Source organism: Pseudoduganella sp. UC29_106, from assembly GCF_044055365.1.
Classification (GTDB): domain Bacteria; phylum Pseudomonadota; class Gammaproteobacteria; order Burkholderiales; family Burkholderiaceae_D; genus Rugamonas.
Genome location: NZ_CP171977.1, coordinates 5,322,133 through 5,337,610, shown reverse-complemented (window position 1 = coordinate 5,337,610; position 15,478 = coordinate 5,322,133). Strand labels below are relative to the sequence as shown.

General features: G+C 64.5%; 9 protein-coding genes and 3 pseudogenes. 6 read left to right on the top strand and 6 right to left on the bottom strand.

Annotation, left to right across the window (positions count from 1 at the left end; genetic code table 11):
- The first annotated feature begins 83 nt into the window (after nucleotides 1–83).
- The 5 genes and pseudogenes from ACHMW6_RS26750 (at nucleotide 84) to coaD (ending at nucleotide 5,717) form a co-directional block, all read left to right on the top strand.
- Nucleotides 84–542 (top strand): Hsp20 family protein, encoded by a 459-nt coding sequence (locus ACHMW6_RS26750; RefSeq protein ID WP_395401412.1) that lies wholly within the window; start codon nucleotides 84–86, stop codon nucleotides 540–542.
- A gap of 256 nt (nucleotides 543–798) precedes the next feature.
- A pseudogene (locus ACHMW6_RS26745) lies at nucleotides 799–2,335 on the top strand (Do family serine endopeptidase).
- 223 nt (nucleotides 2,336–2,558) lie between these two features.
- Nucleotides 2,559–3,219 (top strand): annotated as a pseudogene (locus ACHMW6_RS26740) (response regulator).
- On the top strand, nucleotides 3,216–4,544 hold the full coding sequence (locus tag ACHMW6_RS26735; protein WP_395401410.1) for an ATP-binding protein: 1,329 nt from the start codon (nucleotides 3,216–3,218) through the stop codon (nucleotides 4,542–4,544). The pseudogene ACHMW6_RS26740 and the gene ACHMW6_RS26735 overlap by 4 nt, the downstream one beginning before the upstream one ends.
- A gap of 30 nt (nucleotides 4,545–4,574) precedes the next feature.
- Nucleotides 4,575–5,717 carry a pantetheine-phosphate adenylyltransferase gene (gene coaD / locus ACHMW6_RS26730; RefSeq protein ID WP_395401408.1) on the top strand — a complete coding sequence of 381 codons (1,143 nt, stop codon included), beginning with the start codon at nucleotides 4,575–4,577 and terminating at the stop codon, nucleotides 5,715–5,717.
- A gap of 35 nt (nucleotides 5,718–5,752) precedes the next feature.
- Here the strand turns inward: coaD and ACHMW6_RS26725 are convergent, their stop codons facing one another.
- The 6 genes from ACHMW6_RS26725 to ACHMW6_RS26700 all read right to left on the bottom strand — a co-directional run bounded on the left by ACHMW6_RS26725 (nucleotide 5,753) and on the right by ACHMW6_RS26700 (nucleotide 12,047).
- Nucleotides 5,753–6,490, bottom strand: coding sequence for a tetratricopeptide repeat protein (locus ACHMW6_RS26725; protein ID WP_395401406.1), 738 nt, complete (start codon nucleotides 6,488–6,490; stop codon nucleotides 5,753–5,755).
- A gap of 4 nt (nucleotides 6,491–6,494) precedes the next feature.
- Nucleotides 6,495–7,556, bottom strand: coding sequence for a 5'-nucleotidase C-terminal domain-containing protein (locus tag ACHMW6_RS26720; protein ID WP_395401404.1), 1,062 nt, complete (start codon nucleotides 7,554–7,556; stop codon nucleotides 6,495–6,497).
- Between the two features lie 39 nt (nucleotides 7,557–7,595).
- A complete protein-coding gene (locus ACHMW6_RS26715; protein WP_395401402.1) occupies nucleotides 7,596–8,618 on the bottom strand; it encodes a metallophosphoesterase in 1,023 nt (340 codons plus the stop codon).
- 174 nt (nucleotides 8,619–8,792) lie between these two features.
- The gene (locus tag ACHMW6_RS26710) at nucleotides 8,793–10,073 is read right to left on the bottom strand and encodes a TonB-dependent receptor plug domain-containing protein (protein WP_395401400.1); all 1,281 of its coding nucleotides are present in this window, start codon (nucleotides 10,071–10,073) and stop codon (nucleotides 8,793–8,795) included.
- Nucleotides 10,030–11,184 (bottom strand): TonB-dependent receptor plug domain-containing protein, encoded by a 1,155-nt coding sequence (locus ACHMW6_RS26705; protein ID WP_395401398.1) that lies wholly within the window; start codon nucleotides 11,182–11,184, stop codon nucleotides 10,030–10,032. The genes ACHMW6_RS26710 and ACHMW6_RS26705 overlap by 44 nt, the downstream gene beginning before the upstream one ends.
- 98 nt (nucleotides 11,185–11,282) lie before the next feature.
- Nucleotides 11,283–12,047 (bottom strand): PhzF family phenazine biosynthesis protein, encoded by a 765-nt coding sequence (locus ACHMW6_RS26700; RefSeq protein ID WP_395401396.1) that lies wholly within the window; start codon nucleotides 12,045–12,047, stop codon nucleotides 11,283–11,285.
- 146 nt (nucleotides 12,048–12,193) lie between these two features.
- Between ACHMW6_RS26700 and ACHMW6_RS26695 the strand changes: the two are divergent.
- Nucleotides 12,194–15,470: pseudogene (locus ACHMW6_RS26695) on the top strand (error-prone DNA polymerase).
- Nucleotides 15,471–15,478: the final 8 nt, after the last annotated feature.

Genomic DNA, 15,478 nt, shown 5'->3' with positions numbered 1-15,478 from the left:
TTTGGGCATGCCTATATCCGACTCAGCGGTCGCCCAGATGGGGGCCGTTGGACATATCGCTTAACTTTAAAAGGATATTTATCATGCGTACTTTTGACCTGACTCCGCTGTACCGTTCTGCTATCGGTTTCGACCGCCTGGCCCAGCTGCTGAATGACTCCGCCCGTGGCGATGCCACTCCCAGCTATCCTCCGTACAACATCGAACTGGTTTCCGAAGACCAGTACCGTATCGTGATGGCCCTGGCCGGCTTCGATCGTTCTGAAATCGACATCACCTCCGAGCGCGACTCGCTCATCGTGGTGGGCCGCAAGCAGCGCGACGGCGTTGAGCGCACCTACCTGCACCGCGGCATTGCCGCCCGTGACTTCGAACAGCGCTTCCAGCTGGCGAACCACGTGAAGGTGACCGGCGCTTCCTTCGACAACGGCATGCTCACCATCGAACTGGTGCGCGAAGTGCCCGAAGCCCTGAAGGCGCGCAAGATCGCGATTGACGGCGTGGCCTCCAATGTGAGCGCGCTGGAACAGCAAGCTGCTTAATCGCTTCTGGCTTCACCTGTGAAGGCCGGCATTTGCCGGCCTTTTTGCGTTTACGGCAACGCAGGCACGGCGGATCAATGATCCGCCCTACGCCTCGTGACGGATCGAACACCATATACCTCTGCGTCGTGGCGGCGCGTAGGGCGGATCATTGATCCGCCGTGTCTCTGCCGCCTGCAAAATATTTATTAAGACGAGCCTAAGACTGCAGGCGCATATTGATGCCATCAACAGTTCTTACTTGGGAGTCCAGAACATGAGCAAAACCGTCACCGCTTCGATGACCGTTAAACGGGTGGTAACGGCACTGGCCGCCGTTGGCGTGCTGGGTGCCGGCGCCGCCTTCGCAATCCAGCAGAATCAGACCCCGGCCGCGCCTGCGGCCGTGGCGCAAGCAACGCCTGCGGTGCCTTCCAATGCCGCCGCAGGCGCCCCTGCTCCAACCCCGGCGCCGATGATCGCGCTGCCGGATTTCAGTGTGATCGCCCAGCGCAATGGCCCTGGCGTGGTCAATATCAGCACCACCGGCACCACCAAGGCCTCGTACCAGAGCCAGGGCCAGGGCCAGCGCGGCGAGCCGTTGGGGGATGATCCCTTCCTCGAATTCTTCCGCCGCTTCCAGGGCCCGCAAGGCGGCCGCGGTGGACGCGGTGGCGGCGAAGTGCCGACCCATGGCGTCGGTTCCGGCTTCATCGTCAGCGCCGATGGCCTGATCCTGACCAATGCCCACGTGGTGCGCGATGCACAGGAAGTGACGGTCAAGCTGACCGACCGCCGCGAATTCCGCGCCAAGGTGCTGGGTTCCGACCCGAAAACCGACGTGGCTGTGCTGAAGATCGACGCCAAGAACCTGCCTGTAGTCCCTCTCGGGCCGCTCGACCGACGTGAAGGTCGGCGAATGGGTGCTGGCGATCGGCTCGCCCTTCGGCCTGGAGAACACGGTGACCGCCGGCGTGGTGAGCGCGAAAGGCCGCTCCATCGATGAGGGCAATGTGCCCTTCATCCAGACTGACGTGGCGATCAACCCCGGTAACTCGGGCGGTCCGCTGTTCAACACCCGCGGCGAAGTGGTCGGCATCAACTCGCAGATCTACAGCCAGAGCGGCGGCTACCAGGGCCTGTCGTTCGCGATCCCGATCGACGTGGCGACCAGGATCCGCGACCAGATCGTGAAGACCGGCAAGGTGGTGCATGCACGCCTCGGCGTGACGGTGCAGGAAATCAACCAGGGCTTTGCCGATTCCTTCAACCTGGCGAGCCCGGAAGGCGCGCTGGTGTCGAATGTGGAGCGCGGCGGCCCGGCCGAGCAGATCGGCCTGAAGGCTGGCGACGTGATCCGCGCGATGAATGGCCAGAAGATCGTCGCTTCGGCTGACTTGCCGGCCATGGTGTCGCTGGCTTCGCCTGGCGACAAGGTGACGCTGGAAGTGTGGCGCCAGGGTAAGAGCATCACGCTGGACGGCAAGCTGGGCAACGCCCGCGACCGCAATGTGGCGTCGGCCCAGGATGACGAGGGCCCGACGGCCAAGATGCGCCTGGGCCTGGCCCTGCGTCCGCTCGATCCGCTGGAAAAGCGCCAGGCTGGGTTGCCGTCCGGCTTGCTGATTGAGGATGCCGGCGGCGCCGCTGCCAGCGCCGGCGTGCAGCCGGGCGACGTGCTGCTGTCCGTCAACGGCCGCGCTGTCAATTCGATTGGCGATGTGAAGGATGTGGTGGGCAAGTCCTCGAAGTCGGTAGCCCTGCTCATCCAGCGCGGTGACGAACGCATCTTCATTCCGGTGCGCCTCGGATAAAATGGCGGTGCGCGGGCCGGCGGCGGACGCCAGAGCCGACGGCGGCGCAATCACGGCGGATCAATGATCCGCCCTACGCACCCGACGGCACTGCCGCCAGTGTGACATTGCGGGATCGCTGGCGCCGTCGCACAATGTAGGGCGGATCATTGATCCGCCGTGCCGACTGGCCTGCGACGCGATCAAGGGCCGTCGGCCGATGAAACCCTAAGGAAAAAATTCAATGCGCCTCCTGCTAGTAGAAGATGACACCATGATCGGCGAAGTCGTGCTCGACCTGCTGAGGGCCGAACATTACGCCGTGGACTGGGGTCAAGGACGGCGCCATGGCGGATACCGCCCTGCAAACCCAGACCTACGACCTGGTCCTGCTCGACCTCGGCCTGCCGCGCAAGGATGGCCTGGAAGTCCTGCGGTCGATGCGCGCAAGAAAAGAGCTGACCCCCGTGCTGGTCGCCACCGCGCGCGACGCCGTCGAGCAGCGCATTGCCGGCCTCGACGCCGGCGCCGACGACTACGTGCTCAAGCCCTACGACCTGGACGAGCTGCTGGCCCGCATCCGCGCCCTGTTGCGCCGCGCCGCCGGCCGCGCCGAGCCCGTGTTCGAGCACAAGGGCGTCACCATCAATCCCCAGACCCGCGAAGTGATGGCCAACGGCCAGCCGGTCAATCTGTCCGCCCGCGAATGGGCCGTGCTGGAAGCGCTGATCGCGCGGCCTGGCATCGTGCTGTCGCGCGCCCAGTTGGAGGAAAAGCTGTACAGCTGGAAGGATGAAGTCAACAGCAATGCCGTGGAAGTCTATATCCACGGCTTGCGCAAGAAGCTGGGCGCCGACCTGATCCAAAACGTGCGCGGCCTCGGCTACATGGTACCGAAAGCATGAGGGTAGTTCCGAAGGTCAACGTCTCGCACTCCCTGCGCGGCCGCCTGCTGTGGTTCCTGCTGGCGGCGATCACGATGGCGGCCGTGGCCCAGGCCATGATTGCCTACTCCAGCGCGCTGAAAGACGCCGACCTGATCTTCGATGAACACATGCAGCAGATGGCGATGTCGCTGCGCTCGCGCGCGCCGATCGCCAGCGCCGCCAGCCCCGGCGGCACGGATGACGTGAACGACGATATGGTGGTGCAGGTGTGGACGCCGGACGGTATCCAGGTGTTCCGTTCCATGTCCCGCACCGAGCTGCCGCAGCGCGCCGTGCTGGGCTTTTCCAATGTGCGCGTGAACGGCACGGTCTACCGCGTATTCTCCGTGCAGACCGCCGCCCAGACCGTGCAAATCGCGCAGGACATGCGCGTGCGCCAGCGCATGGCCGGCACATTGGCGCTGCGTACCGTCGGCCCGATCGCGCTGATGGCGCCGGTGCTGATGTTGGTGGTGTGGTGGGTGGTCAGCGGCTCGCTGGCGCCGGTGCAGCGCGTGCGGCGCCAGGTGGCCTCGCGCCAGGCGGACGATCTCTCGCCCGTGTCCGAAGGCGACTTGCCCGATGAAGTGCTGCCGCTGGTGCAGGAGCTGAACCTGCTGTTTGGCCGCGTGCGCACCGCTTTCGAGGCGCAGCAGCACTTCGTGGCCGACGCGGCGCATGAACTGCGTACGCCGCTGGCCGCGCTCAAGCTGCAGGTGCTGAGCCTGGAACGCGCGACCGACCAGCACGCCCGCTCCATCGCCATCGGCCGCCTGACCGCCGGCATCGAACGCGCCTCGCGCCTGATCGAGCAATTGCTGGTGCTGGCGCGGCAGGAAGCGGCGGAGTCGAAGATGGAACCGGTCAACCTGACCGAACTGGCCAAGCGCACGCTGGGCGACCTGGCCGGCGCGGCGGGCACACGCGAGATCGACCTAGGCCTGCAGCACGCGGACGAAGCCAGCGTGAAAGGGCAGGGCGATGCGCTGCTGATCCTGCTGCGCAACCTGGTCGACAACGCCATCAAGTACACGCCGGTCGGCGGCACGGTCGATTTGTCGGTCCTGAGGACGGACAAAGGCCCGGCCCTGGTGGTGGAAGACAGCGGCCCCGGCATCTCGCCGGAGGAGCGCGAGCGCGTGTTCAGCCGCTTCTATCGCGTGCCGGGCACGGAAGCGAGCGGCAGCGGCCTGGGCCTGGCCATCATCAAGGCCATCACGGAACGCCACGGCGCGACCCTGGCGCTGGACCAGTCAGAACGGCTTGGCGGCCTCAAGGTGACGGTAACCTTTCCCGCAAGCTAGAATGTCATTTTCGACATTCTGGAGCGGCGCATGAAGAAAATCGGATTTTCGGGAACGCTGGACCCTATCACCAACGGCCATATGTGGGTGATAGGCGAAGCGCGTTCAATTGCGGAAGAAGTGGTGGTCTTCCTGTCCGAGAATTCGAGCAAGGCGCCCAAGTTCTCGGCGGAGGAGCGCAAGTCCATCGTACTGCAAAGCTGCGCCGAGCTGGGCTGGTCGAATGTTCAGGTGCAGATCGTCAAGAGCGAGTACACGGCGCGCGTGGCCAAGCGCAATGGCGTGGACTACCTGATTCGCGGCATCCGCAGCACGGCCGATTTCGATTACGAAAACCTGATCCAGCAGACCAATGTGGAAGTGATCGGCGGCGCCAAGACGCTGTTCGTGATGCCGCCGCGCGACCTGGGTTCCGTGAGTTCGAGCTTCGTGAAGGCGCTGGAAGGCCCCGTCGGCTGGAACTGGACGATGAAGAAATTCGTCCCCGGCCCGGCCTACACGGCCTGGATCGTAGCCTGGCTGCGCAAGGAATGGGACGCGCTCTGGCGCAACGCGGCGCAGGATGCGGCCGCGATCGCCAATATCAATCACTGGTTCGAACATCTGACCGGCCCCTCGGCTTACGGCGGTGCGGACCGCAGCTATCACAACCTGGATCACCTGGTGCACGGCATGGCGGAAATCCGCGCCTGGGCGGCCAATACCCGTCCGGCCAAGCGTGATGCGGATATCGTGAAGGCGGCGTTCTGGTTCCACGACGCAGTGTATGCCCACGACAAGGCGGGCCTGTCGAACGAGGAAGCCAGCGCGCGCATGTGGCTGTGCAGCGGGCTGGAAACGGATGCGGGACGGGCGGAGGAGGTGGCTGCCCTGATCCGCGCCACCGATCACTTCCAGGGCGCTTCGATTGCCCATCCGCTCAAGGATACGATGCTGAGCGTGGATCTGGCGATTCTCGGGCAGGAAGAGGAGGTGTACCGGGCCTACTCACGCGGGATTCGCGCCGAGTATGCGCATGTGCCGGATGCGGTTTATAACGCGGAACGCAGCAAGATTTTGACGCATTTGCGGAATAAGGCGGAGGCGGGGGTCTTGTTTGCCGATCCGTATTTCACGGCCAATTACACCGGGCTCGCCATTTCGAATATGTCGGAAGAATTGGCGTCGTTGTAGGGCGGATCATTGATCCGCCGTGCCCGGCACGCGGCTTAAAAACGGTTCCAATTATTGCGCCGGTGCTCCGTCGCTTCCTTCATCAAATGGCTCGAGCGCAGGGCATCCTCGCCCTGCACGGCCATGGCGAGCTCCTGCAACGCCGGCGGATACTCATGTTCTGCCGACTCTTCGAGCAGCACGCGTGCCCGTTCAGCGTTGCGCGTCACGCCCACGCCCTCGCGGTAGGCATTGGACAGCAAGAACATCGCATGCGGATTGCCCAGCTCACTGGCCAGCTCCAGCCAATGCGCCGCTGCAGCCGCATCGCGCGGCACGCCGTCGCCATTGGCCGTCATCTGCCCCAGAACCAGCGCTGCACGCGCATGTTTTTTATCCGCAGCCATCTTGTACCACGGCCAGGCCGCGGAGGGCGCGGCAGCCACTCCCGGCGTGCCGGCGCGCAGCATCTCGCCCAGCGCATAAGCCGCCTCCGCATCGCCGCTGCGTGCGGAATGCTCCAGCAGGCGCAGCGCTTCGGCGCGGAAGGAAGAACGCGAGCGATACAGCAAGCCCAGTTCGCGCTGCGCCACCGGCATGCCGTAGGCCGCCCACTGCTGCAGGCTGCGCAAGGCGCCCGGGTCGCCCTGCTGCGCCGCGCGCATGGCCGTGCTTTCGATTTCCGCCGCGGCCGGCGTCGCCTGGTGCTGCTGGCAGGCCGCCACGATGGCCGCCAGGGCCACCGCGACTGCCGCCATGCGGGCGGCAGCGGACTTGTTGCGTTTCGCTGCCATGTGCTTACTTGCTCAGGTCGATCGCGTACTTGGCGAAGCCGCTGGCGTCCAGGCCGCCTTCAGCCGTCACCACATTGATGCCGGTGCTCTTGGCCAGGGCCAGGTGGCCCGGAGCGGAGCGCAGGATCACCGGACCGGCGGTCGTGGTCTTCACGAAGCTCCAGCTGCGCGCGCTGCCGTTGGTCGCCAGCGTGACCTTGCCGCCGGTGGTGCCCAGCCTGGTCAGGTAGTTGCTGACGACGGCCTGGTTGGCATCCGGCGACTTGATAATGGTCTTGCTGCCGTCGATGCCCGGCACGCTGCCGCCGCCACCGGCGCGGTAGTCGTTGGTGGCCACGATGAAGTCGTCGCTGTCCGCAATCGCCTTGCCGTTGTAGGTCAGGTTGACGATGCGGCTGCCGGCGGGTTTGGTCACGTCGATCTGGTAGGTCAGGCCATTGTTCTCGGCGTAGAACACGTCGTAGTTGTAGATCGTGCCGTAGGACGGGACCAGGTCCTGCTCGGTGGTCTTGGCCGGGTCGATCTGGCCGAATTGCTTGGCTGCGGCTTCCAGCCAGTTCTTCAGGTCCGAGCCCTTGATCTTCACCGCCTGCAGGTTGTTGTTGCTGTACAGGTAGAGATCGCCCGGGTTACGCACTTGCAGGCCCACCGGTGCGGCGGCGGTAGCGCCCGGCGCCACGTCGGTGAAGTCGGAGGCGCCGTTGCGGCCGGCCTTGAATGGCGCGCTGCAGGAAATCACGGGGATGTTCTTGTAGCTGGAGATAGTCGCATCGGTGCTGGTGTTGATGAAGTTCTTCACGTAGTCGATCTGCGCCTGGTTCACCAGCTGGATCGCGGCCACGTCGCCCACCAGCGAGAAATAGGACGACATTTCGAAGTCCGTGCTCACGCCCAGCGGCTGCCTGGCATAAGCGATGGCGGCTTCGTGCTCGGTCTTGATCAGCGTGCCGATAGCGGCGTCGGCGGCCACACTGGTGGTGCCGTCCTTGTACTTGAAGCCGCGCGATTCGACGGTGGTCTTGGCAGGCTGCACCACCCACTTGCCGCCCTGGTAGGCCAGGGTCATCTTGATGATGCCGAGGCGGGCGGCCCCAGCTCTGGGCCATCACGGTCGGGATGCCGTTGACGAAGCCGTTGATGGCGTCCACATTGGCGCCGGCCGGGATGGCGGCGAAGGAAGCGTCCAGCGCCGGGCGCCCGTTTCCTTACCCTTCGGGAAGATCAGGTGGGAGTGGCCGACCATCAGCGCGTCGATGCCGGTGCTGGTCAGGTGGTAGCTGCCGTTTTCCATCTTCGGGCTGTAGGGGCTCACGTCCAGGCCGCCGTGCGACAGGGCCACGACCACGTCGGCGCCCTTGCTGCGCAGTTCAGGCACGTACTGCTTGGCCGCTTCCTGCACGCCGGTCACGGCAACCTTGCCGGCCAGGTTTTTCTGGTCCCATTCCAGGATTTGCGGCGGCACGAAGCTCATGATGCCGATGTTCAGCTTGACGGTGACCGACTTGCCGTCCGGCGCGGTGGCGGTAAAGTCGCGAGGCAGCAGGGCGTAAGGCTGGTAGATCGGCTTGCCGCTGGCGACGCCGGTGACGTTGGTCAGCACCAGCGGGAAGGTCGGCGCGCCGCAGTTGCCGGCCGGCTTGCTCACGCCCGGGATGCCCAGGTCCGTGTTGGTGACCTGGCTCAGGAAGGGCAGGCCATAGTTGAATTCGTGGTTGCCGAAGCCGCCGCCGTCATACTTCATGGCGTTCATGGCCTTGTGGATGGCCAGGGTTTCGGAGCAGCCGATCGGCTTGGTCGATGCCTGCAGGTCGCCCAGCAGGGTTCCCTGGATCACGTCACCGTCGTCCAGCAGCACATTGTTCGGGTTTTCGGCGCGGGCGGCTTGCACCAGGGTGGAGGTGCGGTCCATGCCCAGGGTGGTGTCTTCGGCCAGGGCGTAGTAGTTATAGCCCAGCACGTTCTGGTGCAGGTCGGTGGTTTCCATCAGCGCCAGGGTCAGCGTGGTGCCTTCGGCGATAGACGGTCCTTGTGGGGCCGTTACCGCGCCGGTATTGTCGTTGTTCGACGAACCGCAGCCAAGCAGGCCTGCCGACGCCATCGCCGCGACCAGTACCCAATTCTTTTTCATTGCCACTCCCGGAGCAAAATTTTAAAGCCGGGACTTTAAGTGGTTTAGATGACGGCGCGATGACAAACCGGAAAGACAAATGGCTGCCACGATGTGGCAGCCATTTGTTTTGAGCCGCAGGCTTCAACCAGGTGGCTGGCACATCGTGCCAGCCACCAGATCTTGCTCTGGGTTTTAGAAGCGTACGTGCAAACGTCCGAAGTAGGACGCGCCGTTCAGGCCGAACTGCACGGACTCGTACTTGAAGCCGTTGTCGGTTTCGTTCGGGTCCTGCGGGGTCGGGTGCACGTTGAAGATGTTCGTGCCGCCGAAGGTGAACTTGATGTTCTTGTTGATGGTGTAGGTGAAGCTCAGGTCAGCCGAGGTCTTCGCTTCGTAGTGCTGGTTCGGCACGCCGGCGGCGGTGCCGCTGAAGGTGCCCAGGGTTTGCGGACCGAAGTGGATGATCTTGAAGTCCGTTTCCCAGGCGCCGGTCACGTAGTCGAAGCCCAGCGTGGCCTTGCGGCGCGGGCCGCCCTGTTCGATGAACAGGCGCTCGCGCTCGGACAGCAGCACATCCTCGAAGCCGGCCAGCGAAGCCGGAGCGTGGATCGCGTCCACATCGGTCTTGCTGAAGTTGGCGGCCAGGAAGGTGGTCAGCTTGTTGCCCATCAGCTCGCCGCGGTGGGAGGCGGTCAGGTCCAGGCCCTTGGTGGTGGTGTCGACCGAGTTGACGAAGAACTGCGCCTGGCCCACGCCCAGGGTGGCCAGCTTGGCGGCCAGGGCAGGGTAGTTGGAATCGTCGAAGCGGCCGGACAGCACGATGCGGTCCTTGATCTTGATGTGGTACAGGTCGGCCGTGACCGACACTGCCTGGCTTGGCGTCCAGGTCGTGCCCAGCGTGAAGCTGCGCGACTTTTCTTCCTTCAGCTTCGGAATGCCGGCCAGGGTGGCGACCGGGCCGCCATTCGGCGCCAGCACCACATCCACCGGCGCGCCGGAGATGAAGTCGGTGAAGGTGGAGGAGAAGTAAGCCTGTTGCAGCGACGGGGCGCGGAAGCCGGTCGAAGCCGAGCCGCGCAGCAGCACGTCTTCTTTCAGGCGGAAGCTGGCGCCCAGCTTGCCGGTCGTGGTGGAGCCGAAGTCGCTGTAGTCCTCATAGCGCACGGCGGCCTGCACCTTGGTGCGGGCGTTCAGGTCCGCTTCCAGGTCGATGTAGGCGGCCTTGCTGTGACGCTTGGCATCGACTACATCGCCCGGCTGGAAGCCAGGGAAGCCTTGCGAGCCGGCTGCGCCGCCAAAGCCCACGCCGTCGGCATCGATGTAGGAGCCCGGCTCGCCGGCGAAGATCTTGTACTCTTCCGAGCGGTACTCGGCGCCGAACGCCACGTTCAGGCCGTCGCCTACCAGGCCTTCGAAGTAGCGGCTCACGTCAAAGTTGGTGGTGTTCTGCTGGAACGAGAAGCCGCCCCGCATTGAAGCGGTCCGGGCTCAGGCCGGTGCCGCCTTTCAGCAGATCGGCGTTGGCGATGGACGCATTGATGGTGTTGCTGATGTCATAGCGCAGGCGGTTATAGCCGTAGGTCTGCGACAGGTCGGCATTCCACTCGCCGAACTTCATCTTGTAGCCAACGATGCCGTAGCGGTCCACCAGGTCGCCGTTGATGAAGGGCACGAAGCCGTTCGGGTAACGCGGGCCGATGTTGCGGTCCGGATCGTCTTCCGGCGTGCCGCGCGCAAAGGCGCCGCTGGACGCGTCGCGCGACTGGTCGCCGGCGGTGAAGTAGAACTTGCCTGGGCCGACCGGGATTTCACCGTTAATGTAGAGGGTGGCGTTCTTGGTCTTGGTGTCGCCGATGGTGCGTGGGTTGCCCGGTTCGGAGCGGTTGGAGCGGCCGCGGTCCAAGTATTCGCCGGTTACGGCGATCACGCCGCCGGCCACGCTGAAGCCGCAGTAGGCCGAGGTCAGCCAGTTTTTGCCGTCGCCCACGTGGTACTGGCCATAGCCGGCCACGGCTTCGCAGCCGACGTTCTTCTTCAGGCCGATGTCCATCACGCCGGCAATCGCGTCCGAGCCGTACTGGGCGGCGGCGCCGTCGCGCAGGATTTGGACATCCTTGATCGCCAGCACGGGGATGGTGTTCATGTCCGTGCCGGTGTTGCCGCGGTTGCGCGCGCCGAACAGGTTGACGAGCGCGGTGGTGTGCTTGCGCTTGCCGTTCACCAGCACCAGGGTCTGGTCGGAACCCAGGCCGCGCAGGGCGGCGGAGTCGATCAGGTCGGCGCCGTCCGCGCCAGTTTGGCGGGTCGAGTTGAACGATGGGGAAATATAGGTCAGGGTCTGGGACAGGTCGAACTGGCCACTCTGCTCCGCAACCTTGGTCAGCGGAATGATGTCGACCGGGGCGACAGTGTCGGTAGCGGAACTGGTTGCGCGGCGCGAGCCGACCACGTTCACGACCTGCATGTCTTCTTTTTTTACTTCGGGGGAAGTGGTTTGCGCGAAGGCCGCCGGGGCCAGGGAAACTGCCGCGCCGCCATAGAGAGCGACCAGCACGGCTTTGCGTATGGTTTTTTGATGAAGCACTGCGTGACTCCCAGGAAAAGTTTCCCTGATTCTAATCAAACTCTCCCGGGCAAACCATTGTTCTCTCTATATGTGTGACTATTTTGCACCAAAATGGGCTATACAATTTCCGCAGCGCCACCTACAAGGATGTCTTCACCGTTGATAGTCGTGCGCAACAGGCAGGGCTGGCGCATATTGGCGCCTTGATAGAGCGTGACCGGCTTGTCCAGCAATACGGTCAGCGCGCCTGCCGCGACGCCGGTGGCGGCATCCTCCAGTTTCGGGTCCAGGTGGTTGAAATTGCGGCCTTCCAGCGCCCCATCCTCGCGGCGGCACCAGGCATAGACGCCGCTGACGCCGTTGGCCTTGCCCCATTCTGCAATTGCCGCCAGGTCGGGCTGTAGCGCCTGCAGCGTGGCGCTGTCGGCGACCTCGAGCAGCAGTTTCGGACTGCCCACCGATGCGATAGCAGGTTCCGAGGCGAGGCTGATGCTTTGGTCACCCAGCAGCCTTCCCGGCAGTTCCGTGGAGATCGCCACAGTTGGCGTCTGTTGCCGGCGCAGGCTGACGAAGATGGTGCCGTTCCGCTGCGACAGCGCCAGTTCCTGTCCCTTCAGCCCCGTGCGCACCTTGAGCGGTCCCGCCTGGTCGCCCAGCAGCACCTTGCCGGCCGCCAACGTCGCGTGCAGGCACAGAGGGCTGCGCATATGCGGATAGTAGTAATCCAGCACATCGCCGTCGACAAACACGCAGGCCGGTTTATTGCTCGCCTTCGCAAATGCCAGCCGCACCGCCTCGTCCTGCGCGCCACCGATCACCACCAGCGCCGCGTTGCCTTCCCCCGCCCGCGCCCCAAAACATCTCAGCTCAACCACTTCCATCGCCCGCCATCCCCACTTTTGCTATCTGGACCGTGAAGTATGCAACTTTTGCCGAGACTTGTCCTTGGGGCGCTCTGAGCGTGATCTGGCGCAAAGGTGGGAATGTCCTAGAATACTGTATGCGCATACAGTAAAATAGCTGTCCCATGCCAGTGATTAATCTACCGTTCCTCCTGGGCCTGCCGGCGTTTGCCGAGCTGTTTTGCCTGACGAACTTTTCATTTTTGCAAGGCGCGTCGCACGCTGAAGAGCTGGTGGCGCGCGCGGTGCAGCTCGACTATGCGGCGCTGGCGATCACTGACGAGTGCTCGCTGGCAGGCGTAGTGCGTGCTCACGCCGAAGCCAAGGAGGCGGGGCTGAAGCTGTTAATCGGCGCGCATTTCCACCTGAAGAACAAGGATGGTTCGCCGGCGCTTTCGCTGCTGGCGCTGGCAACCAACCGCAACGGTTATGGCAACCTGTCCGAAATCATCACGCTGGGACGGGGCCGGGCGGAGAAGGGCAGTTATCTGCTGCATCCGGAAGACTTCGCCGCGCCGTCGCCCGAGCGCGAGCACTTGCGCGGGCTGCCGGACTGCGTGCTGATCCTGCTGCCCACCTACCCAGTACAGGAGCCGGATGATGTCGACAAACTGCATGAACAGGCGGCGTGGATGGCGTCCACCTTCCCGGAGCGCAGCTGGATCGGCCTGACCCAGCTGGCGCGCGCGTTCGACGATGCCCACCGCATCAGCATCGACGAGGTGGCCCTGCAACATGGCCTGCCTGTCGTGGCCGCCAGCCACGTGTGCATGCACGTGCGCTCGCGCAAGCCCCTGCACGACACGCTGACCGCCGTGCGTCTCGGCAAGTCCGTGGCCGAGTGCGGCTACGAGTTGACCCAGAACGCCGAGCAGCATCTGCGCTCGCGCCTGCGCCTGACCAACGTCTATCCGGCCAAGGCCCTGGCCGAGACCATGCGCATCGCGGACCTGTGCGATTTCTCCCTGGAAGAGTTGCGCTACGAATACCCGCACGAGCTGATTCCGCCCGGCTATACCCCGTCCAGCTACCTGCGCCAGGAAACCTATGCCGGCGCCGACCGGCGCTATCCGCACGGCATTCCCGCCAATGTGCAAAAGCAGCTGCTGCACGAACTGGAGCTGATTGCCGACCTGAAGTACGAGTTCTTCTTCCTCACGGTCTACGACATCGTCCGTTTCGCCCGCTCGCAAGGCATTCTGTGCCAGGGACGCGGTTCAGCGGCCAATTCCGCCGTCTGCTATTGCCTGGGCGTGACGGAAGTCGATCCCGCGCGCGGCAACAGCGTGGTCGAGCGTTTCATTTCGCGCGAGCGCAACGAACCGCCCGATATCGACGTGGACTTCGAGCACCAGCGGCGCGAGGAAGTGATCCAGTACATCTACGGGAAATACGGCCGTCACCGCGCAGCGCTGGCGGCCACCGTGATCTGCTACCGCACCAAGAGCGCGCTGCGCGACAGCGGCAAGGCGCTGGGCGTCGATCTCGCCATCGTGGAGAAGGTGGCGCGCTCGCACCACTGGTTCGACAGCAAGCACCAGCTGATGGAGCGCTTCGTGGAAGCGGGCCTGGAAGACGGCTCGAAGATCGCGGAGCAGTGGGCTTCGCTGGCGATGCAGATCACGGGCTTCCCGCGCCACCTGTCGCAGCACGTGGGCGGCTTCGTCATCGCGCAGGACAAGCTGTCGCGCCTGGTGCCCATCGAGAACGCGGCCATGGAAGGCCGCAGCGTGATCCAGTGGGACAAGGACGATCTCGAGGAACTGGGCCTGCTGAAAGTGGACGTGCTGGCGCTAGGCATGCTGTCCGCACTGCGCCGCGCCTTCGACCTGATCAGCGAGCGCCACGGCCGTCCAATGACGATGCAGGATGTGCCCGCCGAGGATTCCGCCACCTACGACATGATGGAGCTGGCAGATACCATCGGCGTGTTCCAGATCGAGTCGCGTGCGCAGATGAGCATGCTGCCGCGCATGAAACCGCGCGTGTTCTACGACCTGGTGATCGAGGTGGCCATCGTGCGGCCGGGGCCGATCCAGGGCGGCATGGTCCATCCCTATCTGCAGCGGCGCACGGGTGCGCAAGAGCCTGAGTATCCGCCGGGCCTGGAGCAGGCGTTGGGACGCACGCTGGGCGTACCCATTTTCCAGGAGCAGGTGATGCAGGTGGCCATGATCGCCGCCGGGTTCAGTGCCGGCGAGGCGGACGAGCTGCGGCGCGCAATGGCAGCCTGGAAGCGCAAGGGCGGCGTGGACAAGTACCGCGACCGCATCATCAGCGGCATGCTGAAAACGCGAGTACACGCTGGAATTCGCGGAGCAGATTTGCAGGCAGATCCAGGGCTTCGGCGAATATGGTTTTCCTGAATCGCACGCGGCGAGTTTTGCCTTGCTAACCTATGTCAGCTCGTGGATCAAATGCCATGAGCCGGCGGCGTTCCTGTGTGCGCTGCTGAACAGCCAGCCGATGGGCTTTTACGGCCCGTCGCAATTGGTGCAGGACGCGAAGCGGCATGGCGTTGAAGTGCGCGAGGTGGATGTGAATATCAGCAACTGGGATTCGGCGCTGGAGGAGGTGGAGGTTGCGGCGGCTGGGGTGGCGGAGTTGCGCGCGGCCGAGGCGGCGGCGGAGTACGTAGCGATGGATTATTTTGCGGCGGCGTATGCCTCCGGCGCCGGCCATGCGCGGCGCCGGCAGCCGGCGGTGCGGCTGGGGATGTCGGTGTTGCGCGGCATGCGTCCCGACGCGGCGGAGCGGATCGAAATGGCGCGCGGTGAGCGGCCCTTCACCAGCGTGGCCGACCTGGCGCGGCGCGCGGACCTGAACCGCCACGACCTGCAGGTGCTGGCCGGCGCCAATGCGCTGCACGGCCTGGCGGGCAACCGTCGCCAGGCGCTGTGGGAAGCCGTCGGCGCGGTGCCGGACAAGGACTTGCTGCGTCCTGCCAAGCCGGAAGAAGAACTGCCGCAGCTGAAGCCGCCCAGCGAGGGCGACGAAATCATCGGCGACTACCGCGCGCAGGGACTGACCTTGCGCCGCCATCCGCTGGCGCTGCTGCGTCCGCAATTGCTGCGCCAGCGCTTCATGCCGGCCGAGGTGCTGAACACTTTCCAGAATGGACAGCTGGCACGCGGCGCAGGCATCGTCACCGTGCGCCAGCGCCCCGGCACGGCGAAGGGCGTGCTGTTCATCACCATCGAAGACGAGACGGGCAATGTGAACGTGATTATCTGGCCCAGCCTGGTCGAAAAATTCCGCCGCGAAGTGCTCGGCGCATCGCTGCTGGGCGTGTACGGCGTGTGGCAGGAAGAAGCCAACGTCCGCCACCTCGTCGCCAAGCGCCTGGTCGACCTCTCGCATTTAATCCAGCGCCTCCCCACCACCTCGCGCGACTTCTGCTAGCGCACGCC

What these genes read in the sequence shown, in the direction of transcription:
- ACHMW6_RS26725 (WP_395401406.1), bottom strand. Translation starts at nt 6,490, where the DNA reads ATGGCAGCGAAACGCAACAAGTCCGCTGCCGCCCGCATGGCGGCAGTC.
- ACHMW6_RS26720 (WP_395401404.1), bottom strand. Translation starts at nt 7,556, where the DNA reads ATGACCCTGGCCTACCAGGGCGGCAAGTGGGTGGTGCAGCCTGCCAAG.
- ACHMW6_RS26735 (WP_395401410.1), top strand. Translation starts at nt 3,216, where the DNA reads ATGAGGGTAGTTCCGAAGGTCAACGTCTCGCACTCCCTGCGCGGCCGC.
- ACHMW6_RS26700 (WP_395401396.1), bottom strand. Translation starts at nt 12,047, where the DNA reads ATGGAAGTGGTTGAGCTGAGATGTTTTGGGGCGCGGGCGGGGGAAGGC.
- coaD (WP_395401408.1), top strand. Translation starts at nt 4,575, where the DNA reads ATGAAGAAAATCGGATTTTCGGGAACGCTGGACCCTATCACCAACGGC.
- ACHMW6_RS26715 (WP_395401402.1), bottom strand. Translation starts at nt 8,618, where the DNA reads ATGAAAAAGAATTGGGTACTGGTCGCGGCGATGGCGTCGGCAGGCCTG.
- ACHMW6_RS26750 (WP_395401412.1), top strand. Translation starts at nt 84, where the DNA reads ATGCGTACTTTTGACCTGACTCCGCTGTACCGTTCTGCTATCGGTTTC.
- ACHMW6_RS26710 (WP_395401400.1), bottom strand. Translation starts at nt 10,073, where the DNA reads ATGCGGGGCGGCTTCTCGTTCCAGCAGAACACCACCAACTTTGACGTG.